The sequence below is a fragment of the Microbulbifer maximicatervae (SeqCode) genome (assembly GCF_056232625.1).
Genome location: NZ_CP174324.1, coordinates 3,969,717 through 3,995,289 on the forward strand (window position 1 = coordinate 3,969,717; position 25,573 = coordinate 3,995,289).

General features: G+C 52.5%; 24 protein-coding genes. 19 read left to right on the forward strand and 5 right to left on the reverse strand.

Features of this window, described 5'->3' with window-relative positions; translation table 11 throughout:
• Nucleotides 1-209: 209 nt before the first annotated feature.
• The 7 genes from ACJJI6_RS17315 to ACJJI6_RS17345 all read left to right on the forward strand — a co-directional run bounded on the left by ACJJI6_RS17315 (nt 210) and on the right by ACJJI6_RS17345 (nt 8,938).
• Nucleotides 210-2,423 (forward strand): primosomal protein N', encoded by a 2,214-nt coding sequence (locus ACJJI6_RS17315; RefSeq protein ID WP_475711387.1) that lies wholly within the window; start codon nt 210-212, stop codon nt 2,421-2,423.
• Nucleotides 2,424-2,505: 82 nt separating this feature from the next.
• Nucleotides 2,506-3,084, forward strand: a complete 579-nt coding sequence (locus ACJJI6_RS17320; protein ID WP_413663797.1) for an SPOR domain-containing protein — start codon at nt 2,506-2,508, stop codon at nt 3,082-3,084.
• 165 nt (nt 3,085-3,249) lie between these two features.
• Nucleotides 3,250-3,789: an ATP-dependent protease subunit HslV gene (gene hslV / locus ACJJI6_RS17325; RefSeq protein WP_108734993.1), complete on the forward strand. Its 540-nt coding sequence runs from the start codon at nt 3,250-3,252 to the stop codon at nt 3,787-3,789.
• Between the two features lie 73 nt (nt 3,790-3,862).
• Complete coding sequence (gene hslU / locus ACJJI6_RS17330; RefSeq protein WP_282930670.1) at nt 3,863-5,179, forward strand: ATP-dependent protease ATPase subunit HslU; 1,317 nt, start codon at nt 3,863-3,865, stop codon at nt 5,177-5,179.
• 5 nt (nt 5,180-5,184) lie between these two features.
• Nucleotides 5,185-5,559: a gamma-butyrobetaine hydroxylase family protein gene (locus tag ACJJI6_RS17335; protein ID WP_475711389.1), complete on the forward strand. Its 375-nt coding sequence runs from the start codon at nt 5,185-5,187 to the stop codon at nt 5,557-5,559.
• Between the two features lie 264 nt (nt 5,560-5,823).
• Complete coding sequence (locus ACJJI6_RS17340) at nt 5,824-7,359, forward strand: alkaline phosphatase (RefSeq protein ID WP_475711391.1); 1,536 nt, start codon at nt 5,824-5,826, stop codon at nt 7,357-7,359.
• A gap of 16 nt (nt 7,360-7,375) precedes the next feature.
• Nucleotides 7,376-8,938: an alkaline phosphatase gene (locus tag ACJJI6_RS17345; protein WP_475711393.1), complete on the forward strand. Its 1,563-nt coding sequence runs from the start codon at nt 7,376-7,378 to the stop codon at nt 8,936-8,938.
• A gap of 55 nt (nt 8,939-8,993) precedes the next feature.
• Here ACJJI6_RS17345 and ACJJI6_RS17350 read toward each other — a convergent pair whose 3' ends face one another.
• On the reverse strand, nt 8,994-9,806 hold the full coding sequence (locus ACJJI6_RS17350) for a CHAD domain-containing protein (RefSeq protein ID WP_413663793.1): 813 nt from the start codon (nt 9,804-9,806) through the stop codon (nt 8,994-8,996).
• A gap of 123 nt (nt 9,807-9,929) precedes the next feature.
• Between ACJJI6_RS17350 and ubiE the strand changes: the two genes are divergently transcribed.
• The 8 genes from ubiE to tatC all read left to right on the forward strand — a co-directional run bounded on the left by ubiE (nt 9,930) and on the right by tatC (nt 15,482).
• Entirely contained in the window at nt 9,930-10,679 is a 750-nt protein-coding gene (gene ubiE, locus ACJJI6_RS17355; protein ID WP_108734987.1) for a bifunctional demethylmenaquinone methyltransferase/2-methoxy-6-polyprenyl-1,4-benzoquinol methylase UbiE, read from the forward strand.
• A gap of 55 nt (nt 10,680-10,734) precedes the next feature.
• Nucleotides 10,735-11,364, forward strand: coding sequence for a ubiquinone biosynthesis accessory factor UbiJ (locus tag ACJJI6_RS17360; protein ID WP_413663791.1), 630 nt, complete (start codon nt 10,735-10,737; stop codon nt 11,362-11,364).
• Nucleotides 11,365-11,366: 2 nt separating this feature from the next.
• A complete protein-coding gene (ubiB, locus tag ACJJI6_RS17365; protein ID WP_413663790.1) occupies nt 11,367-12,977 on the forward strand; it encodes a ubiquinone biosynthesis regulatory protein kinase UbiB in 1,611 nt (536 codons plus the stop codon).
• A gap of 51 nt (nt 12,978-13,028) precedes the next feature.
• The gene (gene hisI / locus ACJJI6_RS17370; RefSeq protein WP_282934621.1) at nt 13,029-13,421 is read left to right on the forward strand and encodes a phosphoribosyl-AMP cyclohydrolase; all 393 of its coding nucleotides are present in this window, start codon (nt 13,029-13,031) and stop codon (nt 13,419-13,421) included.
• A gap of 7 nt (nt 13,422-13,428) precedes the next feature.
• The gene (locus ACJJI6_RS17375; RefSeq protein WP_282930677.1) at nt 13,429-13,761 is read left to right on the forward strand and encodes a phosphoribosyl-ATP diphosphatase; all 333 of its coding nucleotides are present in this window, start codon (nt 13,429-13,431) and stop codon (nt 13,759-13,761) included.
• A gap of 88 nt (nt 13,762-13,849) precedes the next feature.
• A complete protein-coding gene (tatA, locus tag ACJJI6_RS17380; protein WP_282930678.1) occupies nt 13,850-14,113 on the forward strand; it encodes a Sec-independent protein translocase subunit TatA in 264 nt (87 codons plus the stop codon).
• Between the two features lie 29 nt (nt 14,114-14,142).
• Nucleotides 14,143-14,736 carry a Sec-independent protein translocase protein TatB gene (gene tatB / locus ACJJI6_RS17385; protein WP_282930679.1) on the forward strand — a complete coding sequence of 198 codons (594 nt, stop codon included), beginning with the start codon at nt 14,143-14,145 and terminating at the stop codon, nt 14,734-14,736.
• Nucleotides 14,733-15,482 carry a twin-arginine translocase subunit TatC gene (gene tatC / locus ACJJI6_RS17390; RefSeq protein ID WP_413663789.1) on the forward strand — a complete coding sequence of 250 codons (750 nt, stop codon included), beginning with the start codon at nt 14,733-14,735 and terminating at the stop codon, nt 15,480-15,482. The genes tatB and tatC overlap by 4 nt, the downstream gene beginning before the upstream one ends.
• 311 nt (nt 15,483-15,793) lie before the next feature.
• On the opposite strand, the gene ACJJI6_RS17395 is transcribed toward tatC, so the two are convergent.
• Nucleotides 15,794-15,967 carry a DUF3149 domain-containing protein gene (locus ACJJI6_RS17395; RefSeq protein WP_282930681.1) on the reverse strand — a complete coding sequence of 58 codons (174 nt, stop codon included), beginning with the start codon at nt 15,965-15,967 and terminating at the stop codon, nt 15,794-15,796.
• A 110-nt stretch (nt 15,968-16,077) separates the two neighbouring features.
• Nucleotides 16,078-16,311, reverse strand: coding sequence for a hypothetical protein (locus ACJJI6_RS17400; RefSeq protein WP_413663788.1), 234 nt, complete (start codon nt 16,309-16,311; stop codon nt 16,078-16,080).
• Nucleotides 16,312-16,382: 71 nt separating this feature from the next.
• On the opposite strand from ACJJI6_RS17400, the gene ACJJI6_RS17405 reads away from it, so the two are divergent.
• Both ACJJI6_RS17405 and ACJJI6_RS17410 read left to right on the forward strand, forming a co-directional pair.
• Complete coding sequence (locus tag ACJJI6_RS17405; protein ID WP_475711396.1) at nt 16,383-17,531, forward strand: aminopeptidase; 1,149 nt, start codon at nt 16,383-16,385, stop codon at nt 17,529-17,531.
• A 416-nt stretch (nt 17,532-17,947) separates the two neighbouring features.
• Nucleotides 17,948-19,810 carry a hypothetical protein gene (locus ACJJI6_RS17410; protein ID WP_475711398.1) on the forward strand — a complete coding sequence of 621 codons (1,863 nt, stop codon included), beginning with the start codon at nt 17,948-17,950 and terminating at the stop codon, nt 19,808-19,810.
• Nucleotides 19,811-19,935: 125 nt separating this feature from the next.
• Here ACJJI6_RS17410 and gap read toward each other — a convergent pair whose 3' ends face one another.
• Together gap and tkt are read right to left on the reverse strand one after the other, a co-directional pair.
• Nucleotides 19,936-20,946 (reverse strand): type I glyceraldehyde-3-phosphate dehydrogenase, encoded by a 1,011-nt coding sequence (gene gap / locus ACJJI6_RS17415; protein WP_413663785.1) that lies wholly within the window; start codon nt 20,944-20,946, stop codon nt 19,936-19,938.
• Nucleotides 20,947-21,055: 109 nt separating this feature from the next.
• On the reverse strand, nt 21,056-23,056 hold the full coding sequence (gene tkt / locus ACJJI6_RS17420) for a transketolase (protein ID WP_475711400.1): 2,001 nt from the start codon (nt 23,054-23,056) through the stop codon (nt 21,056-21,058).
• A 258-nt stretch (nt 23,057-23,314) separates the two neighbouring features.
• On the opposite strand from tkt, the gene ACJJI6_RS17425 reads away from it, so the two are divergent.
• Complete coding sequence (locus ACJJI6_RS17425) at nt 23,315-24,271, forward strand: metalloregulator ArsR/SmtB family transcription factor (RefSeq protein ID WP_444911790.1); 957 nt, start codon at nt 23,315-23,317, stop codon at nt 24,269-24,271.
• Between the two features lie 72 nt (nt 24,272-24,343).
• A complete protein-coding gene (gene metK, locus ACJJI6_RS17430; RefSeq protein ID WP_282930687.1) occupies nt 24,344-25,564 on the forward strand; it encodes a methionine adenosyltransferase in 1,221 nt (406 codons plus the stop codon).
• The last annotated feature ends 9 nt before the right edge of the window (nt 25,565-25,573 follow it).

A 25,573-nucleotide genomic window follows, 5' to 3' on the forward strand; every position in this document is an offset into this window, starting at 1 on the left:
TGCAGAGCGATTCACACTCCGCGTTGCGACTTCTTGAAAGGTCTAGACATTCCAGCGAAGCCGCGCCTTGATTGTGAACCGCTCTGCATGCCAGAGGTATCACGGAGTTATTCAGAGGCTCCTTAACAGTCATTATCCCCGACGAAGCCCTGCAACTTGCCACATCTGCCATTACACTAGCGCCTTTTGCTTGAGTGAGTGGGGGCCAGGTGCAGGAGTCAGTCCAACAGAGAGTCATTTTAAGGCTGGCAGTGCCCGTGCCCCTGAGGCGCTTGTTTGACTATTTGCCGCCGGAGGGACTTTCGCCGGAGTCATTGCGGCCCGGCCAGCGCCTCTGGGTGCCCTTTGCCGGGCGCAAGTTAGTGGCAGTACTGTTGGATATAGTGCAGGAGTCGCCGCACAGCAGTTTGAAGCCAGCGCTGGAACTGGTGGATTCGGAGGTTCTGTTTGGTGATGGCAGCCGCAAGCTGCTGTCCTGGATTGCCGACTATTACCAGGCGCCCCTCGGCGAGGTCTACGCCGCTGCCCTGCCCGTGGCACTGCGCAAAGGTAAGCCGTCTGATCATTGGGCGGAGCAGTGGCTTCAGCTCACGACAGAGGGAAAGGGCTTACCGAAAACTGCACTGGCACGCGCCCCCAAGCAGCAGGCTCTGTTCCAGTTGCTGTTGAGTGATGGCAAGCAGAGCCGAACCCATCTTAAGACCCTCGGCCACAATACCCCCGTGATTCGCGCCTTACAGGATCGCGGCCTGGTGGAGTGGATTCCAGGCCCTACCGTACCTGCGCCGCTACCCGCAGCAGAGAGTACACCGGCTCCGGAGCTGAATAGCGAACAGCAACAGGTGCTCGACAGTATCGATTGCAGCGGCTTCTCTGCTTCATTACTGGAGGGCACCACCGGCAGTGGCAAGACCGAAGTTTATCTGCGCCTGATGCAGCGGGTTCTGGATAGCGGTCGCCAGGCATTGTTATTGGTGCCGGAGATTGGACTTACGCCGCAAACGTTGAGGCGTATTGCCGCACGATTTCCCAAGCACAGTATTGCGGCGTTGCACTCTGGCTTGGCCGACGGCGAGCGCGCTCAATCCTGGTTGGCGGCAGCGGGTGGGCAGGCAGACATTGTGATCGGCACCCGCTCAGCCATTATGACCCCCCTGCCCAGGCTCGGCGTTTTGATTGTCGATGAAGAGCACGATGCCTCTTTTAAACAGCAGGACGGTGTGCGCTATTCGGCCCGGGACTTGGCCGTGGTTTTGGGGCGCAATAATAATGTGCCGGTGGTTTTGGGTTCGGCCACGCCCTCTCTGGAGACCTTGCACAACGCTCTGAATGGGCGCTATCAACACCTGCGTATGCGCTATCGCGCCGGTGATGCCAAGCCGCCGCAAATTCACGTAGTACCGACACTGCGGGAGCCTTTGGAAGAGGGATTTTCTCCCCAGGTGCTGCGCCATATCGGCGATACACTTGCGCGAGGTGAGCAGGCCCTGGTGTTTATCAACCGGCGCGGCTTTGCCCCCGCGCTGACTTGTGATGATTGCGGCTGGCTGGCGGATTGCCCGCACTGCTCGAGCAAGCTGACTATGCACCGGCGGCAACGCCAGTTGCGCTGCCATCACTGCGATTACCGCCGCCCGCTGGTTGATAGCTGTCCACAATGTCACAGCCGTTCGATCTCGGCCCTGGGTGCCGGCACGGAACGCAGCGAGGAACTGTTGGCCCGTCGCTTTGCCGACTACCCGGTGATACGTGTGGACCGGGATACCACGGCGAGCAAACAGGCGCTGGATAAATTGTTAGCACCGGCGCGAGAGGGGGAGCCCTGCCTGTTGCTGGGAACCCAAATGCTGGCCAAGGGGCACCATTTGCCCAAGGTCACTTTGGTAGTGATCCAGGATGCCGATGGTGGCTTGTTCAGTGCAGATTTCCGCGCGCCAGAGCGTACCGGCCAGTTATTGGAACAGGTGGCGGGTCGTGCGGGACGCGGCAGTCTCAGTGGGCGGGTATTGGTTCAGAGCCGCTTCCCCGAGCACCCGCTTTTACAATTGCTGCTGGAAAAAGGCTATGGCGCTTTTGCGCGCCAGTTGCTGAGGGATCGCACGGTTGCACAGTTGCCTCCCGCGAGTGCTATGGCACTGGTGAGAGCGGAGTGTGAAGAGCCTGGTTGGGCCGAAGAGTTTCTACAAAATGCGCGACTCTTTATGCAGTCCCTGGCACCCCCATCGCCGCAGATCCAATATCTGGGGCCGGTGCCGGCACTACTGGAACGCAAATCCGGGCGCTTCCGATTTTATATTCAGGTCACCGCACAAAACCGAGCCCACTTACAGCCGCTGCTGGCGCGAGTGTGTGCCTGGGCGGAGGGCAATAAAAATCGCCGCCTGCGCTGGGCTGTGGATATGGATGCGCAGGAATTATCGTGAATATGCGCTGGGTTACGCGCCCGGCACTAAATTGGCGGTACAATTCACAAACCGCTAAAACTTTGCAGGGAAGAAATTTTCGATGAGCCGTCGCACCAGTAATCGCCGCAGTAAAAAAGCCGCAGGCAAACCCGCATGGGTTTGGTTTGTCCTGGGGAATTTTGTCGGTGGCTTTGCGGTGGCCGTACTGTTTCTTCAGGGCATGGACAAGGACAGCCGGGGAATAAGCAGCATTAAGCCAAAGGCGGTGCAGCAGCGAGAGGAAACATCGCCTCAACCGCGTTTTGATTTTTATACAAAATTAAAAGAAAACGAAGTCACGGTACCCCCGCCCAAAGTGGCACAACCGGCGCGCCGCAGTGACTCCACCAACAGTTCCCAGAACAGTAGCTCATCGGAACCCGATCGCAGCACCCCGGCACAGGTATATATCCTGCAGGCGGCATCGTTTCGCGATGCCTCTGAAGCGGAGCGCTTGCGCGTTGAGCTGACCCTGGCCAACCTGGATGTCAAAGTGGAATCGGCCACCGATAGCCGGGGTACCTGGCACCGGGTATTGGTGGGCCCTTACAGCAACCGCTCCCGGATGGCCAAAGCGCGCCAAACATTGGCTGAGCATCGCCTGATGCCGCTGGTGCTAAAACGCCCGGCGACCCAGTGACCATCAATTCCGTTTATTAAGGTGTGTTGCCCCACTCAGTAATTGTGACCTCTCTTATTGAAATCGGCGCGTACCGTCCTCACTTACCTAGTCTGAAGACAATTCCCCGGCGCGGGCACTTCGATGCCCGCTGCCAGAGTACACGCGCAATCCGAGAGGTCTCCATTGGAACAGTATCGCGGAACTACTATTTTATCCTGTCGCCGCAACGGCAAAGTTGTGATTGGCGGCGACGGCCAGGTGTCCATGGGCAACACCGTTATGAAAGGCAATGCGCGCAAGGTGCGTCGCCTGTACAAAGATAAGGTTATTGCCGGTTTTGCCGGTGGTACTGCAGACGCTTTCACCCTGTTCGAACGTTTTGAAGCCAAGCTTGAGGCCCACGGTGGCCAGCTGACCCGCGCCGCTGTGGAGTTGGCCAAAGATTGGCGTACCGACCGCGCCCTGCGCCGCTTGGAGGCCCTGCTGGCGGTTGCCGATTCCACTGCCAGTTTGATTGTGACGGGTAATGGCGACGTGATTCAGCCGGAAGACGACCTGATTGCTATCGGTTCCGGTGGCCCCTTCGCCCAGTCGGCAGCCCGCGCGCTGCTGGACAATACCGATATGGATGCCCGCTCTATTGTGGAGCAGGGACTGAAGATCGCCGGCGATATCTGTGTTTACACCAACCAGAACCACACCATCGAAGAACTGGCTTATTGATTACCGGGTACACCCTAGAGTGACCGGTTGGCGGGCTGTTTAGGCCCCCGCAAGAATTTTTGCAGGAATTTGTATGTCCCAGATGACACCCAGAGAAATTGTCCACGAACTCGACCGCCATATTGTCGGCCAGCAGGAGGCCAAGCGTGCGGTAGCCATTGCGCTGCGCAACCGCTGGCGCCGTATGCAGGTTAGTGAAGACCTGCGCGCCGAGATCACGCCGAAAAATATTTTGATGATTGGCCCTACCGGCGTGGGTAAGACGGAAATTGCCCGCCGCCTGGCTAAACTGGCGAACGCGCCCTTTATCAAGGTAGAGGCGACTAAATTTACCGAAGTGGGCTATGTCGGTCGGGATGTAGAGTCGATTGTCCGCGATCTTGTCGAGATGGCAGTGAAGCAGGAACGCGAGCAGGCCATGGCTGGTGTTGAGCAGCGCGCTATGGACGCAGCAGAAGAGCGCATCCTCGATGCCCTGCTGCCGCCGGCGCGCTCCACCGAGCCCACCGATAAGGATTCCAGCACTCGCCAGCTATTCCGCAAGAAGTTGCGCGAAGGTGATCTCGATGACAAAGAGGTTGAGGTGGATCTGGCCGCTGCGCCTATGGGCGTTGAGATTATGGCCCCTCCCGGTATGGAGGAAATGACTAACCAGCTTCAGGGCATGTTCTCCAATATGTCCCAGGGCAAGACCCGCAAGAGCAAGCTGCCGGTGAAACAGGCCCTCAAGCAGCTTACCGACGAGGAAGCGGCCAAGCTGGTCAATGACGAAGACGTTAAGACCCGTGCGATCCGCGCTGCTGAGCAGAATGGCATCGTATTTATCGATGAAATCGATAAGGTTGCCAAGCGCCAGGAGAGCGGCGGTGCCGATGTTTCCCGCGAAGGGGTACAGCGCGATCTGCTGCCACTGATTGAAGGCAGCACGGTTAACACCAAGTACGGCATGATCAAAACCGATCACATCCTGTTTATTGCCTCCGGCGCCTTCCACCTTTCCAAGCCCTCGGACCTGATTCCCGAGTTGCAGGGCCGCCTGCCAATTCGCGTGGAATTGAATTCGCTGAGCTCCGCAGATTTCGAGCGCATCCTCACCGAGCCGTCCGCTTCCCTTACCGAGCAGCAAAAAGCATTGCTGGCCACTGAGGGGCTGGAACTGCAATTTAGTGAAGACGGTATTCGCCGCATCGCGGAAGTGGCTTTCGAGGTGAATGAGCGCACCGAGAATATCGGTGCACGCCGTCTGCACACGGTATTGGAGCGCTTGCTGGAGGAAATTTCCTTTGATGCGGGCGATGGCAATACTTCGCTGAACATTGATGCCGCCTATGTTGACAGCCATCTGGGCGAGTTGAGCCAGAACGAAGACCTGTCGCGTTTTATTTTGTAAATATAATGAAACCGCAAAAAATCCGATTAAATCGCGCAGAGAAAAGCCTGCATCTGGTATTTGGCGGTGCTGAATTTACCTTGCCGGCAGAGTACCTGCGCGTCTACTCCCCCAGCGCTGAGGTGCGTGGCCACGGTGCCAGCGAACCGGTGCTGGTCAGTGGCAAAATGCATGTGGGTATCGATACGGTGGAGGCGGCTGGCCGCTATGCGCTAAAAATCGATTTCGACGATGGCCACGACACCGGTATTTTTACCTGGGAGTATTTGCACGAACTAGCTGAAAACTATTCGTCCAACTGGGAGGCTTACCTTCAGCGCCTGCGCGATGCCGGCCAGGGCCGCGACCCGGATGAGAGTGTGGTGAAGTTTATCGGCTAGTGGCAATTGATCGGTAATGACAACCGCTCCCCAGGGGGCGGTTCCACCCTTTTCTCTCTTAATATCTCCCCACTCTTCTCAATAATTTATTACCGAAATAATTAATTTTTGGTACGACTGCGCCAAATATTGTCGCCCCTAGGTAATTCTTTGATATTCATTGATTTTCAGAGCAAAGATATTAACAACGTAACCGGCGCGTAATTCTTTTGTCACATTTTGGAACTCTAATGCTCGCCAAATTAACGAGTTTCGGAGGCCCCCATGGCAAAAACAATTGTCCGCGCACTGAGCGCCTTTTGTCTGATTCCTCTCGCTTCTGCTGTTTCAGCGGCAACCCTGCCCGACTACCAAACCAATAGTGCCTGGTACACGGAAAGTGCTGACCGATTGGAAGAGCGCGCTTCGCTTTCCCGCGAGGCAAAAACTGCGAAGAATGTAATTCTGTTCGTCGGCGATGGAATGGGCATTTCCACACTAACCGCCGCCCGTATTCTTGAAGGCCAGCTAGTCGGTGAGAGCGGCGAAGAAAATGCACTCTCTTTTGAAGAGTTTCCGCATACCGCACTGATCAAAACCTACAACACCAATCAGCAGACCCCGGATTCTGCCGGTACCATGACCGCTATGATGACCGGTGTAAAAACCCGCGCCGGTGTAATTAATATCGACGGCGATGCACTGCGAGCTGATTGCGCCAGCACTGAGGGTAAGGAATTAAACACCTTCCTGGAAATGGTGGAGAGCCGTGGCAAGGCCACCGGCATTGTTTCCACCGCGCGTCTGACCCACGCCACGCCTGCAGCCACTTACTCGCGCAGCCCGGAGCGCAACTGGGAGTATTCCGCCGAGGGTGATTGTTCCGATATCGCCTCGCAGATGGTTGAGATGTCTGCCGGCGACGGTATCGATGTCATGCTCGGTGGTGGCCGCCGCAACTTTGTTACCACCGACAACGACGGTAGACGTGAAGACGGCCGCGACCTGACCAGTGAATGGCTGGAGCGCTATGACGGCGAGCAGACTGCTGTGTACGTGGAGAGTGGCTCCGAGCTGGAAGGCGTCGATATTGCCTCCACCGATAAGTTATTGGGGCTCTTCACCAGCAGCCACATGAGTTACGATGCGGACCGCATCGCCAAGGACAGCGATGAGCCGAGCATTGCCGAGATGACCGATACCGCCATCGAGCTGTTGGAAAAAGACAGCGATGGCTACTTCCTGATGGTAGAGTCCGGGCGTATCGACCACGGCCACCATGCCGGTAATGCCTACAACGCGTTGCACGATGCCATTGCCTTTGCGGATGCGGTACAGGTTGCTTTGGATAAAGTGGATCTTGAAGACACCTTGATCCTGGTGACCGCCGACCACAGCCATGTGATGACTATCGCCGGCTATCCGACTCGCGGTAACCCGATACTCGGTAAAGTGGTTGAGAATGACAGCAGCGGTGCCGCAGAAGCGGAAGAAGGTCTTGCTGCGGACGGTAAACCTTACACCACCCTGAGCTATGCCAATGGCCTGGGTTATGCCGATTTAGGTGAAAATACCGACGCGGATGAGCGCTACGATATCGCCGCCGATACCGGACGCAAGGATCTCTCCGGCGTGGATACCGAAGCGCCGGGCTTCCACCAGGAAGCAATGGTGCACCTGGAGTCTGAGAGCCATGCGGGCGAGGATATCAGTTTGCACGCTATCGGTGCCGGCGCCGAGCGGGTACAAGGTAGCCTGGAGCAGAGTGCAGTCTTCCACGTGATGACTGCTGCGACCGACCTGTCGCTGACAGAAGAATAACTGGGGGTAATTCACCATGAGACATTTTAAGAAAACAGTACTGGCTTTCTCTGTCGCCCTACTGGCCACCGCCTGTAGCGACGACAACTCAAACTCTGACGACGTAGTGGAATTACCCGAAGAGGAGCATGTCGGTGTTTCCTCTGCGCAGAGCAACAGCAGCTGGTTCCAGGAAGCCCAGCAGGCGATCGAAGAAGCGAGCGCTGTAGAAATCAACAACACCCCTGGTGCCGCCAAGAACATTATCCTGTTCGTTGGCGATGGTATGGGTATCTCCACAGTGACCGCCGCCCGTATCCTGGCGGGTCAGCAGCAGGGCCTCGATGGTGAGGAATACCAGCTGAGCTTTGAGAAGATGCCGTTTGCCGGTCTGGTCAAAACCTACAACACCAACCAGCAAACCCCGGATTCTGCCGGCACCATGACTGCACTGGTAACTGGTGTTAAAACCAAGGCCGGTGTATTGAGTGTTGCTGAAAATGTTGCGCGTGGCGATTGTGCCGCCAGCCTCGAGTACCCGCTGACGACGGCAATTGAGCTGGCTGAAGACCTGGGCAAGAGCACCGGTATTATCAGCACCGCGCGTATCACCCACGCTACCCCGGCGGCTACTTATGCCAAGGTGCCTGAGCGCGGCTGGGAGGAAGCAGCCCCGGATGGCTGCACCGATATCGCCGCTCAACTGATAGAGTTTGAAGCCGGTGATGGTATCGATGTGGTAATGGGCGGTGGTCGTCGCAACTTCCTGCCCACCGATATTACCGATATCGAAGGTGAAGCGGGGCGCCGTGAAGATGGGCGCAACCTGGTGGATGAATGGAAGGCCCGTTACGACGACGGTGTAAATAATATTGCTTACGTTGAAGACACCACTGCTTTTGAAGCCGTAGACGCTTCTGCAACTGACAAGTTGTTCGGCCTGTTTAATTCCTCACATATGGAATTCGAGGCTGTTCGCGAGGACGACAAAGCCGGTGAGCCCTCCCTGTCAGAGATGACCGCCAAAGGTCTCGAGATGCTGCAGAAAAATGAGGGCGGCTACTTCCTGATGGTGGAATCCGGTCGTATCGACCACGGTCACCACGCCGGCAACGCCTATCGCGCCCTGACCGATGCGGTGGAATTTGCAGAAGCGATTCAGTACGCCATGGATAATACCAGTGCAGAAGACACCCTGATTGTTGTTACTGCGGACCACAGCCACGTGATGACTATCGCCGGCTACCCCACTCGCGGTAACCCCATTCTCGGAAAAGTGATTGGCAATGACGGCCATGGCGAAGCGGAAACCTCTCATGCCCTGGCGGAAGATGGCCTGCCCTACACGACTCTGAGCTATGCCAATGGCCCGGGCTACAGTGCCGGTGATAGCGGAGCGCGTCCGAGCCTGGTGAGCACAGACACTGCCGCCCTGGATTACCAGCAGGATGCCCTGATTCCCATGAGCAGTGAATCCCACGCCGGTGAGGATGTGGGTGTTTGGGCGCGCGGACCGGGTGCGCACCTGGTGAGCGGCACCAACGAACAAAACTTCCTGTTTCATGTAATGGCACGCGCTGGCGGATTATTGGAACAGTAATTCCATCAGCTGTCGGTGTGGATGGCATGTTCATCCACACCGACACTTTCCCCGGTTAGATCTTGAATTGAGGCTTGGAGAAAAGCGCCCCACAGAGTGCTTCGGTCTTTTTCATTAGTAGGCTTTGTCGGTGCCGGATAATTTTTAGCACCGTGCCAAACTCACTTTGCAGCTTGTCTCCCTGAGTGATTACCAGCCGTGCCAGCAAATGGAGATCACGCCAGTTACCCAGAACTTCTCCCAACTCCTTTAGTGACTTACAGCGCTCGCCCACAGTGAGCGGATAACGCTTCCTCAATAAGCGGCTCTGGTACCAGTGATCCTTGGCTCTTTTACGCAATAGATGCAGGCGGTTTGCATTTTTGTGCCTGCGCACTTTACGCCATGCGCTTGCGGCTTTTCGGTAGCCGCGCAGGTAACCGGCTTCCGCATCATGCCAGCCGAGCTGTTCAAGCGGCCACGATGGAATTCTTATTTGACCTTTATCGAGGAGTTTCAATGCCGCTTGAACCGCTGAGTGGTTTTGCTCTGCCTGGATCAGTTCGTCGAGGAGATGGTGTAACCGGTGAAAGTGATGTGGCGGTGCCAATCCCAGTAAAGCGATGCGCAGTGCTGTGAGGTCGCGGGTGTGGGCGAGAGTGTTTGCCAATTTTCTGTAGTGGGTATTTTCACGCTGAAAAGTGCTACTGATTTGTGGGCGGACCAGGCGCAGTAGCGCGCGAATTTTCTTGCAGCGTTTGCGCAGTTCGTGGACGGCAGTTTCCCCTCCGTTGCGGAGCAAGTATCCGTTTGCCGCCGTTACTTCTGCCTGGGCGATAGATTTGATTTGCTCGGGAAAAGGAGAGTCACATTGGAATTGATAGCTCATAGAACAGTCCCGGGTGATCCCACTAAATTTTAGTGGTTTCCGCTCTGCTTGATTTCAAGCGGTGCCCCACTGGCTCCGGCAATGTACAATGGCCTTTTAAAGTTTTCGCTCAGCAGGCATAGCATGAAGGATCGCAAGACCACCCACTTCGGCTACCAGGAAGTGCCGGTGGAAGAAAAGGCCGGTCGTGTGGCAGAAGTGTTCCACTCTGTAGCAGCCCGTTACGATGTAATGAACGACTTGATGTCTGGAGGTGTTCACCGCCTCTGGAAGCGCTTCACCATCGAATTGTCCGGGGCCCGACGGGGCCAAAGTATTCTCGATATCGCCGGGGGTACCGGTGACCTCACCGCGCGCTTCTCCCGTATTGTGGGTGCCAGCGGCCAGGTAGTATTGGCGGACATCAATGAATCGATGCTGCGAGTGGGTCGCGATCGCCTGCTCGACCGGGGAATCGCCGGCAACGTGGTACCGGTGCAGGCGGATGCCCAGTACCTGCCCTTCCCGGACAATACCTTTGATTGCATCACGATCGCTTTCGGCCTGCGCAATGTCACCGATAAGGACCTGGCACTGCGCTCCATGTTGCGCGTGTTGAAACCCGGTGGCCGATTGTTAGTGCTGGAGTTTTCCAAGCCCCAGTCGAAGCTGTTGGAGAAAGTCTACGATCAGTACTCTTTCCGCCTGTTGCCATTTATGGGCAAACTGGTTGCCAATGATGCGGACAGCTATCGCTACCTGGCGGAGAGTATCCGCATGCATCCAGATCAGGAAACCCTCAAGGGGATGATGGCGGATGCCGGTTTTGTCGATTGTGAATTCCACAACATGACCGGCGGAATTGTCGCTTTGCACCGGGGCATCAAGCCCTAAGAAACTGCATAAGCCTATTTTTTCTCTGAGCGCAGGCACGAGGCCGTAAACCGCCATGAGCGACCCCACTTTTCGCGCGGGCTTTGATGCCGCGCTGGAAACCACAATTAATGCTGCCCTCCAGTATGACCCGGCGACACGCGAGCGCCTTTCCGCACTGGATGGGAAAACCATGGCGCTGGATTTAACCGCCCCGCAACTACAGTTTTGCCTGTGTATCGAGGGTGACCAGGTGCGGGTGCGCCAGCACTGGGAGGGGGAAGTTACCACCCAGTTAAGCGGTTCAGCGCTGTCTTTTGTACGCCTGATCAAAGACCCGGATGCAACTCCTGCCGGATTGGGGGTGTCAGTGAGCGGCTCCAGTGCCCTGCTGGCAGAACTGCAATGGATCTTGAGTGACTTGGATATCGATTGGGAAGCGCCGCTGGCACAAGTGGTTGGCGATATTCCCGCCCACTCAATTGGCAATGTCCTGCGCGATGCTGCCCGCTGGTTGGGAGGCAACCTGAATCGGGCGCCTGAAGTGGCGGCGGAGGCTATCAGTGAGGAGTGGCAGCTGACCCCGCCCCAGGCCCAGTTCGAAGCATTTGTCGAAGACCTGGCCGAGGCCTCTCTAGCTGCTGAACGGCTCGAGGCGCGCGTACGCTTGCTGGAAGAAAAGTTTTCCCGCAGGGAGGCCGAGTAGTTTTGCCTGTTCGTCGAAGTCTCACAATCGCGCGGGTTTTTCTGCGCTATCGTCTCGATCAATTATTGCCAGCCGAGGAGCGCCCACTGTGGTTGCGGGGATTGCTACTTCCGGTGAAGTTGCTGCCGCAGTCCAAGATGCCACGGGGCGAAAGGCTGCGCCGAGCCTTGGAAGAGCTGGGCCCCATTTTCGTTAAATTCGGCCAACTTCTCTCCACTCGTCCCGACCTGCTGCCGCCAGATATTGTCGAGCAATTAGATTATTTACAGGACAAGGTGCCGCCCTTCCCCAGTGACCAGTGCACGGCTCTGATCGAAGAGGCCCTTGGTGCCAAGGTGGATGAGGTCTTCGCCAAATTTGATCAGCAGCCACTGGCAGCGGCTTCAGTTGCACAGGTGCATGCGGCTGAATTAAAGAGCGGCGAATCAGTGGTTGTCAAAGTACTGCGCCCGGGCATTGATGAGGTAATCCAGGAAGACTTGAAACTTCTGGGGGTGATCGCCCGTGGAATTGAACGCTTTGTGCCCGAAGGGCGCCGCATGCGCCCGGTGGAGGTGGTTGAGGACTATCGGCACACGATTGAAGGTGAACTGGACCTAACTCGTGAAGCGGCCAACGGCACCCAGCTCCGCCGCAACTTTACCAACTCCCCGCTGTTGTATATCCCCGAAGTGCACTGGGATTACACTCGCGAAAATGTCCTGGTGTTGGAGCGTATCGACGGTATCCCCGTCACCGACCTGGCCCAGCTTCGCGCCCAGGACACCAATATGCAGCTGCTGGCTGAGCGCGGTGTTGAGATCTTCTTTAAGCAGGTCTTCGAGTACAACTTCTTCCATGCGGATATGCACCCGGGCAACATTTTCGTTTCCAGGGAGCACCCACAGCGCCCGCAATATATTGCGATTGATACCGCAATCGTCGGCAGCCTGACACGGGAAGACCAGTACTATTTGGCGCGCAATCTCCTGGCGATGTTCCGCCGCGATTACCGTATGGTGGCGGAGCTGCACGTGCAAAGTGGTTGGGTTCGCTCCGATACGCCGATCAATGCCTTTGAGTCTGCTATTCGCTCGGTCTGTGAGCCCATTTTTGAAAAACCCCTGGGAGAGATTTCCTTCGCTCGGGTGTTGATCAGTCTGTTCCAGACTGCGCGTCGATTCGATATGGCGGTACAGCCACAGCTGGTACTGTTACAAAAGACCCTGTTGAATATCGAAGGTTTGGGTCGACAGCTTTATCCGCAGCTGGATCTGTGGAAGACTGCTCATCCATTTTTAGAGCGCTGGATGCGCGATCGAATCCACCCCAAAACAATTGTGGGTGAGATAAAGCGCTATGGTCCAGAGTGGCTTGAGAAATTCCCGCAGATGCCACAGCTGGTGTACTCAGCTCTGGAGCAGTCGCGGGAACTGGCGCCCAAGTTAGAGGTAATTGGCGAGCAGTTGGCGGGCTCGCAACGCCGAGGCTTGCGCCAATATATTCGGCGGGTCGCCGGAGTTGTGTTGGGCGTTGGCGCCGTCGCTGTCAGTAAGCCGGAATGGCTGGCTCAGTTGCCGCCGACCGGTTGGGTACTGGGCGTTGCTGCACTAGTGCTGCTGCTGTGGCCCTAGGGCGCTTCGGCCTACACTGGAACTTCTAAGGATTGTTAGACATTGACTCAAATTCAAGCAAAGGCCGGTTTTCTCGATAAAGTCAGCTGGAACAGTGATGGCCTGGTTCCTGCGATTGCGCAGGATTTCAAAACCGGGCGGGTGTTGATGATGGCCTGGATGAACCGCGAATCGCTGGCGCTCACTGCCAGTGAGGGTTACGCGGTCTACTGGTCCCGATCCCGCAAGGGCCTGTGGCGCAAGGGAGAAACCTCTGGTTTCCTGCAGAAGGTGCGTGAATTGCGCCTGGATTGTGACGGGGACACCGTATTAATGTTGGTCGAGCAGGAAGGTGGAATCGCCTGTCATACCGGACGCAGTAGTTGTTTCTATCACCTCCTTCAAGATGAAGAGTGGCAGGTGAATCAGCCGGTGATTCAGGACCCGAAGTCCATTTATAAGTGAAACAATTATGAAAGATGTGCTGCAACAGCTCGATGCGGTGTTGGAAAGCCGTAAAAATAGCAGTGATGCTTCTGAATCCTATGTGGCCAGTCTACATAGCAAAGGCCTGAACAAGATTTTGGAAAAAGTCGGTGAAGAAGCCACTGAAGCTATTCTTGCAGCAAAAGACGCACAGAGTAGTGGCGATAATCGAGACCTGGTTGCCGAGACAGCGGACCTATGGTTTCACTCGCTGGTCATGCTATCTCACTTGGGCGCTGATTCTCAGGACGTGGTTCGAGAGCTTGGGCGCCGATTTGGTCTTTCTGGCCTGGAAGAGAAAGCTGCGCGAACTAAGTAAAATTTGAATCACTTGTGGCACCACCCCTGATGGCGGGAGTGCCCGGTAAGAAACTCAAGCCATCCTATTGAATGTAATGGAGACAATTATGGGATTCGGTGGAATTAGTATCTGGCAGTTGTTGATTGTCCTGGTCATAGTCTTGCTACTGTTCGGAACCAAGCGTTTGAAAAACCTCGGAGGCGATCTGGGTGGCGCAATTAAGGGTTTCCGCAAAGCGGTTAAGGATGAAGACAAATCCAAGGATGCTGATGAAGACAAAGATGTCGAGCGTCTCAAGCACGATGAGGAAGAGAAGCCAGGCCAAGACACTACTGTCAAAAATAAAGATAAACAGTCTCAGGACAAATAATCGGCAACGACTAAGGCGAGCGTCACTCTGTGTTTGATATCGGCTTTTTAGAACTATTGGTAGTTGCTGCCGTGGCCCTGTTGGTGGTTGGCCCTGAGCGACTGCCCGATGCGGTGCGTACCACTTCCCGCTGGTGGTCCGGTTTGAAGCGGACCTTACATAGTGCTCGCGAAGAATTGGAGCGAGAGGTTGGAGCCGATGATATACGGCGTGAACTTCACAACGAGCGCATTATGCGTGAGATTGAGGAGAGTCGTCGTGAGATGGAGCAAACCTTTAGCGAAGCCAATAAGGAAGTTCACGACGCGCTTAATCAGCCTGAAAAACCACAAGTTGCAGGGACACCAGTAGAAAAACAGGCAGCTGGAGTAAATCATCCTGAGGCACCAAAGCCTGAAAAGGCGATAGAAGAACCTGCTCATCCTCGTGCAGAGCAGGAGGATTATTTGCCAGAACAGGATGAAACTGCCGAGGAGTTACAGGACCCCGAATACCCGGAGCATTGGCATGATTTTGGGGACCCGGATTTAAACCCGGACCATCCTGAAAACATCGATGAAGATGAAGAAGAAAAACAAGGCGAGAAGAAAACATCGCAACAGGAAAAAGATAGCCAGTCATGAGCGATCAGTCCCAAGATAAACATCAGCCTTTTATCGACCACCTGATCGAACTGCGTGATCGCCTATTGCGAATCCTTTTGGTCGTATTGGTCTTATTTGTCTGCTTGATGCCGTTTGCGTCTGAAATTTATAATTTTATTGCCCACCCACTACAGGAGCGTTTGGCGGGTGATGTTGGAATGATCGCTACAGAGGTGACTTCCACGTTCCTTACTCCGTTCAAAACGACCTTTATAGTTTCTTTTTTTATTGCAATCCCTTTTGTGCTTTACCAGGTTTGGTCATTTATTGCCCCGGGACTGTATAAAAATGAAAAACGTATTGCTATTCCATTATTAATTAGTAGCGTCGCACTTTTTTATATCGGCATTGCATTTGCGTATTTTGTGGTCTTTCCCCTTCTTTTTGATTTCTTTGTTGGAACTGCTCCAGAAGATATTAAGGTAATGCCAGATATGCGCAGTTATCTGGATCTGGTGCTGAAGCTTTTCTTTGCTTTTGGTTTTGCTTTTGAAATTCCTATCGCGACAGTCCTACTGATCTGGAGTGGCGTAGTGGATGCCAAGACCCTGGCAAGTAAGCGCCCTTATGTGATTGTGGGATGCTTTTTAATTGGGATGCTACTGACACCGCCGGATATAATTTCCCAATCCTTATTGGCCTTCCCCATGTGGCTATTGTTTGAGATTGGCATTTTATTTGGGCGTTGGATGAAGTCTTCACCCAAAGATAAGCCTGCTACCTGAGATATAAAAAAGTCACCACTGGGTTTTCAGCGGTTAGCTTCACAGGCAGCGCTTGAGGTATTGCAGTTGCGCTCTCGATAGGGTTACTCACCTGAGAGCGCTAGCTATACGGGTACAACGCCGCACTCTCTTCTCAGTAGCATCAACTCCATCTCTTCCATGACAAGAAGCTTGATGACACGGTTATTTCCCAGCTGCAGGGAGGTTGACCACCCTACCGGCTGTAGAAAGCCCGCTATTAGATACCAGGTCGAGAGATAAACGCTAAACTAGCTTGTGCTTGGTTGCTTACAACAACGATGGAAGCCTAGTTATTTATTGGAACCGGTTGCTTGTGCTGCGATGCGTTCCTGCTCGGCAACAGCTTTTTCAACATTGTTGCGAACCAAGCGAACGAAAAACGCTGCCATCAGGAATATAAAGGCAATAACGGCCAAGCTGAGAAGGCCAGAAAAGCTGGTAAACAGGTCAATTAAAGCATCCATTTTTCTCTCCAAATAGGCTAATGCTTCACCTATGCAGTCTAGGGAGCTGTAATGGAAATCTCTTGACCTAAATCAAGCTGGATCGACTTATTGTAAGAACGACGGGTTGGTCAACGCAGGGTCAGGGCTGCTAGCAGGCAGAGTAAGGACGCGCCACATAAAGAATAAAGATCACTATTTTCTCGCCTGTCAGGCAGAAGCAGCAAAAGCGCCAAAGGTGGCATAAATAGTGCTATCAGCCCCGACAAGGGGTCGCGACTAAAACCAATAAATAGCAGTCGCAACCAGGCAACAGCACCTAAAACCAGGGCAAATACTGTTAAGACGGCTGCCACTGGTGACATGGAATAACCTTTTGCACATGGAATCGTTTGACTGGTGGGTTTCTCTAAGAAAAATACTAATAGGAAAAAGAGTGTATATCAGTATTTCTGATCTTAGGTTTTTAGCGCGCCCCAGAGTTTGGCTGCTCGTATTAGTATTGTTAGGGCTCTACGGGTGCGAGACTGCGGGCTATTACTTCCAGGCTGCAAGCGGTCAATTGCGGATACTCTCTGCCCGGCAGCCGATTGAAGAGCTGGTTCAAGACGGCAATGCCAGTGATCAACTCCAGAAGCAATTACAGCTCGTTCAGGAAATCCGTGCCTATGCAGCACAGGAGTTAAAACTACCAGTGGGGCAAGCCTATAGCTCCTATGTGCAGCTCGATGATGAGTACCCGATATGGAATGTCTTGGCCGCACCAGAGTTTTCCCTGAGCCCCAAACGATGGTGTTACCCCATAGCCGGTTGCGCTAGCTATAGGGGCTACTTCCGCAAATCAGCGGCTATTACCAAAGCAAACAGCCTGCGGAACCAGGGTTACGATGTCTACCTGGGAGCCGTTCCGGCCTACAGCACCCTGGGTTGGTTTAATGACCCTGTGTTATCAAGCTTTGTGAATTGGACACCGGAGAGACTAGCCGGACTCTTATTTCATGAGTTGGCCCACAGAAGAGTTTATGTGCCGGGTGATACCCGCTTTAATGAGAGCTTTGCTACAGCAGTGTCTGAAATTGCCCTACCTGATTGGCTTCGTAGCCAAGGTCTCTCGAGTTCTGCTGAGGAGACTAAGGCTCAGGCACTGGCGGTACGACAGTTAATGACAGCGACGCGTAAAGAGCTTCAACCAGTTTACCAATCCAACTTGCCCGACGAGGAAAAGCGCCAAGAAAAGGAGGAAATTCTGAGTCGATTGAGGCGTTGCTATTGGCGTATGGCAGCAGAGTGGTCTTACCCCGCGCGCTACCAGGCCTATATAGAGAAAACCAATAATGCTACTTTGGCTTTGGCTGCAGAATATGAATCTTTGGTTCCAGCTTTTCGTCAGCTTTATATTGATAGTAATGGTTGGGAGGACTTTTATAATGCAGCTGAAAGATTGGGTGAGCTCGATAAGGAAGATAGAGAGCAGGAGCTGTTAAGGCTGGCTACTGAATTTAGGCAGAAAAATAACAAACCTAAGAAAGCAATTGTTTTTGATGTCGAAGCTTGTATAAACAACAACGATTTTTATAGAAATTGATTTTCTATACTTTATAAAAATTTATAAATTCAGGTCGTTTTTAATAAATTTTTCGCTGCTTGAAAATTAGTTGTCCTTGGGGTTGCTTACCAAGTGGGGCTTTATAGGTATGGCGAATCTAAAATTTTTTAATTTATTAAGATATTTGCCTTTTGAGGTCTGGCTCTTCTATTTTGGTTAGGCTGGTTGGTTTTTCTATGGGTTTTTAATATGCTAGCGCATCTGTGTAAATCTGATTTACATTTTTCTTTTAGACTCCCCCTTAATTAATCTTCCTCAGTCAATAAATTAGTATGATTTACCCTAAGTTATTCCATAAATTGTTTCCTTTGGTTGTTTTCCTATGCATCTCTGCTTGTAGTGGCGGGTCATCTAGTAATAAAAAAGACACTATAGATGATGATCCTGAAATTACTATGAACTTAACTATTCAAGGTTATGTTGAGGTTGGTGACTATACCGGGGTGGAAGTGGTATTCCAAATTGAAGATGAAGTTTTTAATGCTGACTTGGATATGTATGGGAATTACACAGTAGAATTGGAGGTCTCTGAGTTAGAGACTGATTCCTTTGTTCAGGCTGAGGCTATTTTCCCTGCTGGTAGCGGCATGAAGCTCGTCAGTGCGCTGGGCTCATTTGAAAGCTTGCTAGAAAAATCTGGGGATGACGCTATTTTAGTTCGTTCTGAATTATTAAGTGTAAATATTACCAGTGTTACTACGGCACTCTCTGCTCTGTTGGAGGTTGAGAATAATGGTACGTTAATATCTGAATCTCAGTATGAGACAGCATATCAACAGCTAAATCCCTATACAGTATTTGATGTAGCTGCATATATTAATTTATTGATCAATAATCCACAGGAAGATAGATTTGCCGTACCTGATGAGTTTGATGACGTATATGAGTTCGCCACAAACTTTAGTCTGATGGCTTTATATATTTCGCAAATTAAAGAAAACTTTTTGGAAGAATTTGAATCGACGAAAATTTCTATTTCCAAGAATCAAAATCTTGTTAGCGCTTCACCATCAATTCTATCCAGTATTGAAGATACTTATTATCTTTTGGGGGATAATTTAAAATTAACACTTCGAGCTGATGGAACAGGAAAAATGATTGGTGCCATGGATAGTGCCATGATTACTTGGGCACAATCCGATGATGGACTTGTTCTTGAAGGGGCAGATCTAGTTACAAGTTATTATTATCATGAGTATGATTTAGCCTTTGTAGAAACTCATATCAGAGTTACCAAATTAAATTGGGTTTCAAATGCGGCTTCTGTCGATTCAGTTATTCTTAATTCTGTTCAATATGAGCACTACCCTGGTGGAGAATATCAAGGTAGTTACTTCATAGAGAAAACTTTAATGAGTTTAGCATTGAGGTCTTCCGCAGAATTAGCTGTATCCAATGTTATTGAGTTGGGGAAAACATATAGTTTGCCTATTGCATCAACAGTTAGTGATATTGTCGACTCCGATAAAGAATTATCGCCAGTTAATGCGGTAATGGTATTGGATATGTCTTTTCATGGTGACTACGAGAATGGCGGAAGGGTTGACATTATTGTTCCTGAACTCTACATCGATGGAACTTCATTTGAAACTGAATTGTCAGGAGTTTGGTTTGTAAATGATCATAATCAACTTACGGTTGAAGTTACAAATAAGAAAACCCTTACCTATACTTTTTTCGATTATAACTCCGATGATTATAATCGAGTCTTTGTTGTGGATGAGTCCTATGAAATAAAACTAACAAAGTTCAGCTCTCTATTTGGCCAGGAGCTAGAGGGTTGGGAAGGACAAGAGGTGCCCGGAATGTATTATATTCCTAATCTTAGCAGGCCTTTCTTCACCGTATTAGAGCACTACTGGGTTGAATTAAATGCCGATGGATCAGTGAGTACAGTACGAGGACTGGATTTAAATCTTGATGGGCAATTTGACGAAAGCGAGATTAATCTAACACCAGGCCTCTGGAGGCTAGAGGAAAATGGTGAGCTAACCATTAGGCATTACTCTCAAGGATCAGAGAGCTGTATCCCAGGCTTATGGGACCCTGATACTATTTCAGAGTGCCAACTCGCTAGAGAGTATAAGTGGGATCTCTATCGAGTTGATGGTGAAAATAGGTTTTATATGAAAAAAACGTTAAAGCACTTTTCTGATATATCAAGTATAAATGGGCAGTTGTCAGTAGAAAACGCTTATATTTATAATTCAAAGATGGAAAAAATATCCGAAAGACCATTCGAGGTTCCGGGAATATAAAGCCCTTTAAATAAAAGTGTATGTAAAAAATCAGGCGGTAGCTGTTAGCGTTACCGCCTCTGGGGCTGGTTTAATTGCATTTAAGTTTGGAGGAATTAGATCTCCCCAGATACTATACAATTAGTTTAGTGAGAAAGCAGTTTCGCCACATCCAGCATCCGATTGGCAAATCCCCATTCATTATCAAACCAAATCAAAATCTTGGCTAAGCGATTCCCCGCTACACGAGTTTGGCTTGCATCAATGATGCCGGAGCGGGGATCGTGATTAAAATCACAGGAAGCGAGAGGTTCTTGGGTAAAACCTAACACACCATTAAATTCAGATTTAGAAACTGATTTTAATAGGGCATTAACATCTTCCCGGCTAACTTCTTTTTGTAGTGAGACTGATAAATCAATCGCGGAAACGTTGACTGTGGGCACTCGCAGGGCTTGTGCCTCAAACTTGTCTGCTAAATTAGGTAATATTCTCTCAATACCCCGGGCCAAGGCCGTATCAACAGGAATAACTGAGCTTACTGCTGAACGCGTCTTTCTCAGATCAGTATGATGATAGGCATCACTTACTGGCTGGTCGTTCATCGCTGAATGGATAGTAGTAATAACTCCAGCTTCTATTCCGAAGGCCTTATCCAGAGCGGCGATAACTGGCACGCTGCAATTAGTTGTACAGGAGGCTGCAGAAATTATTTGCTCTTTGCCGGTTAAAATATGGTCGTTAACCCCGTAAACAATGGTGGCATCGACATCCCGGCTGGCAGGTTGTGAAAACAATACTTTTTTGGCTCCGGCGGCAAGGTGCAACTCTGCGTTACGTCGCTGTTTAAAGCTGCCGGTGCATTCCAGAACGATATCTACTTGATCCCGTCGCCAATCCAGGTCTTCTAACTGCTCGCAATGAGTTACGGCAATAGAATCTCCGTTAACCACAAGGACATCTTTATGCACGGAAACTTCGCCTGAGAAGCGGCCGTGGACAGAATCGTATTTTGTCAGGTGTGCAATGGTGTCGCAGTCAGCCAGTTCATTGATGGCGACTATTTGTAAGTTATCGCGGGCGCCAGACTCATAGAGTGCGCGTAAAACGGAGCGGCCGATACGGCCGTAGCCATTGATGGCAATTCTAGTGGTCATAGCACAACTTTAGGCAGGAGAAAAAATGTCAGCTAAGCGTCTCCGCGCGGCGCTGAGTCAGTGCCGCGCGGGGTTGATACCTAAACGATATTCAGTGGAGAGAACAGTATTACTTCAGCAGTTTTTCTACCGCTTCAGCCACATTGTCCACAGTGAAACCAAAGTAGCGCATCAAGTCGCCGGCAGGGGCAGATTCGCCAAAGGTTTCCATACCGATAATAGCGCCATCGAAACCGACAAACTTATACCAGTAGTCTTTGTGGCTCGCTTCTACCGCTACTCGTGCACGTACCGAAGAAGGCAGTACTGACTCACGATAAGCCTCTTCCTGCTCCATAAACAACTCGGCACAGGGCATGGAAACAACGCGAACTTTCTTGCCAACCAGTTTCTCCTGGGCCGCCATCGCCAGCTCTACCTCGGAGCCAGTGGCAATAATAATGGCTTCAGGAGCACCTTCGCAGTCGGACAGTACGTATCCACCGCGCTCAATCTGAGCCAGCTGTGCGCTGTCGCGATCTTGAGGAGCCAGGCCCTGGCGGCTAAAGACCATGGTGCTGGGGCCCTCTTTGCGCGCGATAGCCATCTTCCAGCTCACTGCGGATTCAGTGGCGTCACAGGGGCGCCAGGTGTGCAGGTTTGGAGTGGCGCGCAAGGCGCTGAGCTGTTCTACCGGCTGGTGAGTCGGGCCGTCTTCGCCGAGGCCAATAGAGTCGTGGGTGTAGACAAAGACCACACGCTGCTTCATCAGTGCGGCCATGCGCACAGCGTTGCGGGCGTATTCCATAAACATCAGGAAGGTAGCGCCGTAGGGCACGAAACCACCGTGCAGAGCGATACCATTCATAATGGCGCTCATACCGAATTCGCGCACACCGTAATAGATGTAGTTGCCGGAGGCATCCTCGGCGCTGACACCTTTGGAGCCTGACCAGATAGTGAGGTTGGAGCCAGCCAGGTCGGCGGAGCCGCCGAGGAATTCGGGCAGCAGCGGGCCGTAGGCGTTGAGAGCGTTTTGGCTGGCTTTGCGAGAGGCGATCTTCTCTGCACTTTCCTGGCAAGCTTTGATGTACTCATCTGCTTTGCTGAGGAAGTCCGCAGGCAGTTCACCGCTCATACGGCGCTCAAATTCGGCTGCCAGCTCCGGGAACTCTTCGCGGTAATCGGCGAGGATATCTTTCCACTCGTCTTCCTGGGCTTCACCTTTGGCTTTGGCATCCCAGCCAGCGTAGATATCTTCGGGGATTTCAAATGGGCCGTGGGCCCAACCGAGGGTTTCGCGAACCAGGGCGATCTCTTCGTCACCCAGCGGTGCACCGTGACACTCTTCGCGCCCCTGTTTGTTCGGGGAGCCGAAGCCGATCACGGTTTTGCAGCAAATAATGGTGGGCTTATCGGTAACAGAGCGCGCTTCTTCAATAGCGGCTTTGATAGCGGCAGAATCGTGGCCATCCACATTGGGGATTACGTGCCAGCCGTAGGATTCAAAGCGCTTGGGCGTGTCGTCGGTGAACCAGCCTTCCACTTCACCATCGATGGAGATGCCGTTGTCGTCATAGAAGGCGACCAGCTTGCCAAGGCCCAGAGTGCCGGCCAGGGAGCAGGCTTCGTGGGAGATACCTTCCATCAGGCAGCCATCGCCCAGGAATACATAGGTGTGATGGTCTACCAGCTCGTAGCCGGGACGATTGAACTGGGCACCCATTATCTTTTCTGCCATTGCCATACCAACAGCGTTGGTGATGCCCTGGCCCAGTGGGCCGGTGGTGGTTTCTACACCAGGGGCATAACCGTATTCGGGGTGGCCCGGAGTTTTGGAATGCAGTTGGCGGAAGTTCTGCAGCTCTTCAATCGGCAGGTCATAGCCGGACAGGTGCAGCAGGGAATAAAGCAGCATGGAGCCGTGACCGTTGGACAGTACAAAGCGGTCGCGATCGGCCCAGCTGGGGTTGGCCGGGTTGTGCTTTAAGTAGTCATTCCACAGCACCTCGGCGATATCCGCCATACCCATGGGCGCACCGGGGTGGCCGCTTTTGGCTTTCTGGACCGCGTCCATGGACAGGGCGCGAATGGCGTTGGCCTTTTCAGCGCGAGAGGGAGTAGAAGACATAAGAAGAGCTCTCTGGTTTCTTAGCTAGGGTGCGGCGCTGCTCTGCCGGCAGATTCCCGCAACAACAAAATGGTGGCGTATTTTCCCGTAAAGGGCGGCCCCGCGCAAAGCTTTGGTGGGGGATTTGTTGTTGAGTGCAGCAACAAACTTCCAATTCTATGCATTAGGCGGCGCCATTAACATCTATATCAAAAATATTTAATAAAGCTATATCAAAACATTTTGATATAGATGTGCTCCCCTGCTAGACTTCGCCCCATGTCTGAAAATGAGCCAGCACCCGAACTGAGCCCAGCCGAGGCAATTCCTCAGCTGGCCTTGACCCTGAAAGCCGCCGGAGATCCCCTGCGGCTCGAAATATTGCGCCTGCTCAGCCAGGATTCTTACAGTGTTTTAGAGCTGTGCCGAATCTTCGATTTGCGCCAACCTGCCTTGAGTCATCACTTGAAAGTGCTCGCCCAGGCAGGTCTGGTAAACAAGCACCGCGAAGGTAATAACCTTTTCTACCGGCGCACAGCAGCTACTCCACTGCTGGCACAGCTTTTTAACAACCTGGATCATTTGCCTCTGGCCGATGTGCGTGTGCAAGCGGTATCCCGGATTTCTGAGGAGAGAGCGGAAGCATCGCGACGTTTCTTTGCCGATTACGGCAACCGCTTTCGCGAGCAGCAGGAATTGATCGCCAGCTATGACGTATACGGACCACAAGTGGCTCAGCTGCTCAAACCTGGTCGTCATGCCTTGGAAGTTGGGCCTGGAGAAGGTGAATTTCTACAGGAGTTGGCTCAGCGTTTCGCGACAGTGACAGCACTGGATCTGTCTTCTGCAATGTTGGAGCGGGCCCAATCTTTTGCCGATGAACAGGGTATTAAAAATATCGAGTTTGTCTGTAGCGATACTCGCGCTGCTGCGGCACGGCCGGCCAGTGCCGACACCATCGTGGTGAACATGGTGCTGCACCACACTCCTGACCCGGCACAAATTTTTCACGATTTGCACGGCGCCCTAAAAAAGGGCGGGCAGCTTTTAATTGCAGAATTGCAAGAACACAGCCAGGACTGGGCCAGAGAGGCCTGCGGAGATTTATGGCTGGGCTTTGCTCCAGAGCAGTTGAGTGACTGGGCCGCGACTGCCGGCCTGCAAGATGGGCGTAGTATTTATAGCGCCCTGCGCAATGGCTTTCAGATCCAGATAAGAGAGTTTATTAAGCCCTGACGAGGGTTTGTCAGGCACAGCCTGAAGTTAAAAGATATTCAACCGCTGCGGCGGGACAATGGAGACCTCAAAATGAGTGAATACAGACTGTTTACCTCAGAATCCGTATCTGAGGGACACCCGGATAAAATTGCCGACCAGATTTCCGATGCTGTATTGGATGCTCTACTGGCCCGTGACAAGCAGGCGCGGGTTGCCTGTGAAACCCTGGTGAAAACCGGTATTGCTGTTATTGCCGGCGAGATTTCCACCTCTGCCTGGGTGGACTTGGAAGAGCTGGTGCGTAAAGTGATTACCGATATTGGCTACACCTCTTCTGACGTGGGTTATGACGGCGAGACCTGTGGTGTTATCAATGTAATCGGTAAACAATCTGTGGATATCGCACAGGGTGTAGACCGCGCTAAGCCGGAAGACCAGGGTGCTGGGGACCAGGGGTTAATGTTTGGTTATGCGACCAATGAAACTCCCACCTTTATGCCTGCGCCGATCTACTATTCCCACCGTCTGGTTGAGCGCCAGGCTGAAGTGCGTAAATCCGGTCTGCTCCCTTGGTTGCGTCCTGATGCAAAAAGCCAGCTGACCTTCCGTTACGACGAACAGGGCCGCCCCTGCGCGATCGATGCGGTTGTTCTTTCAACCCAGCACAACCCGGATGTCAGCCAAAAAGATCTGCGCGATGCAGTGATGGAGCTGATTGTTCACAACACCTTGCCGCTGGAATGGCTGCATAAAGACACCAAGTTCCATATCAACCCGACGGGCAACTTTGTTATTGGCGGGCCAGTTGGGGACTGCGGTCTCACCGGGCGCAAGATTATCGTCGATACTTACGGTGGCTCCGCTCGCCATGGCGGCGGTGCGTTTTCCGGTAAGGACCCCTCTAAGGTTGACCGCTCTGCCGCTTACGCAGGTCGCTATGTGGCTAAGAACATTGTCGCTGCAGGCTTGGCCAAGCGCTGTGAGATTCAGGTTTCCTACGCCATCGGTGTCGCCGAGCCGACTTCCGTAGCAATTAATACTTTTGGAACCGGTTTGGTACCAGAGGATAAGCTGGTAGAGCTGGTGCGTGAAAACTTTGACCTGCGTCCTTACGCCATCTCCAAATCCCTCGACCTGTTGCACCCGATGTATCAGTTGACCGCAGCTTATGGTCACTTTGGTCGCGATCCGTTTACCCACACTTACAACTGGATCGACAGCAATGGCCAGGAACGCAGTGAGAGCTTTACTGCTTTCCCATGGGAAAAAACCGACAAGGCGGATGCGCTTCGCTCCCAAGCCGGCCTCTAAGTTTCAGAA

Excerpts from the sequence above, each read along its gene's own strand:
- gap (WP_413663785.1), bottom strand. The coding sequence starts at position 20,946 with ATGACCACTAGAATTGCCATCAATGGCTACGGCCGTATCGGCCGCTCC.
- ACJJI6_RS17320 (WP_413663797.1), top strand. The coding sequence starts at position 2,506 with ATGAGCCGTCGCACCAGTAATCGCCGCAGTAAAAAAGCCGCAGGCAAA.
- ACJJI6_RS17350 (WP_413663793.1), bottom strand. The coding sequence starts at position 9,806 with ATGAGCTATCAATTCCAATGTGACTCTCCTTTTCCCGAGCAAATCAAA.
- tatA (WP_282930678.1), top strand. The coding sequence starts at position 13,850 with ATGGGATTCGGTGGAATTAGTATCTGGCAGTTGTTGATTGTCCTGGTC.
- ACJJI6_RS17410 (WP_475711398.1), top strand. The coding sequence starts at position 17,948 with ATGAACTTAACTATTCAAGGTTATGTTGAGGTTGGTGACTATACCGGG.
- ACJJI6_RS17335 (WP_475711389.1), top strand. The coding sequence starts at position 5,185 with ATGAAACCGCAAAAAATCCGATTAAATCGCGCAGAGAAAAGCCTGCAT.
- ACJJI6_RS17400 (WP_413663788.1), bottom strand. The coding sequence starts at position 16,311 with ATGTCACCAGTGGCAGCCGTCTTAACAGTATTTGCCCTGGTTTTAGGT.
- ACJJI6_RS17375 (WP_282930677.1), top strand. The coding sequence starts at position 13,429 with ATGAAAGATGTGCTGCAACAGCTCGATGCGGTGTTGGAAAGCCGTAAA.
- ACJJI6_RS17340 (WP_475711391.1), top strand. The coding sequence starts at position 5,824 with ATGGCAAAAACAATTGTCCGCGCACTGAGCGCCTTTTGTCTGATTCCT.
- metK (WP_282930687.1), top strand. The coding sequence starts at position 24,344 with ATGAGTGAATACAGACTGTTTACCTCAGAATCCGTATCTGAGGGACAC.
- ACJJI6_RS17425 (WP_444911790.1), top strand. The coding sequence starts at position 23,315 with ATGTCTGAAAATGAGCCAGCACCCGAACTGAGCCCAGCCGAGGCAATT.
- hslU (WP_282930670.1), top strand. The coding sequence starts at position 3,863 with ATGTCCCAGATGACACCCAGAGAAATTGTCCACGAACTCGACCGCCAT.
- ACJJI6_RS17345 (WP_475711393.1), top strand. The coding sequence starts at position 7,376 with ATGAGACATTTTAAGAAAACAGTACTGGCTTTCTCTGTCGCCCTACTG.
- ACJJI6_RS17395 (WP_282930681.1), bottom strand. The coding sequence starts at position 15,967 with ATGGATGCTTTAATTGACCTGTTTACCAGCTTTTCTGGCCTTCTCAGC.
- ubiE (WP_108734987.1), top strand. The coding sequence starts at position 9,930 with ATGAAGGATCGCAAGACCACCCACTTCGGCTACCAGGAAGTGCCGGTG.
- tatC (WP_413663789.1), top strand. The coding sequence starts at position 14,733 with ATGAGCGATCAGTCCCAAGATAAACATCAGCCTTTTATCGACCACCTG.
- tkt (WP_475711400.1), bottom strand. The coding sequence starts at position 23,056 with ATGTCTTCTACTCCCTCTCGCGCTGAAAAGGCCAACGCCATTCGCGCC.
- ACJJI6_RS17360 (WP_413663791.1), top strand. The coding sequence starts at position 10,735 with ATGAGCGACCCCACTTTTCGCGCGGGCTTTGATGCCGCGCTGGAAACC.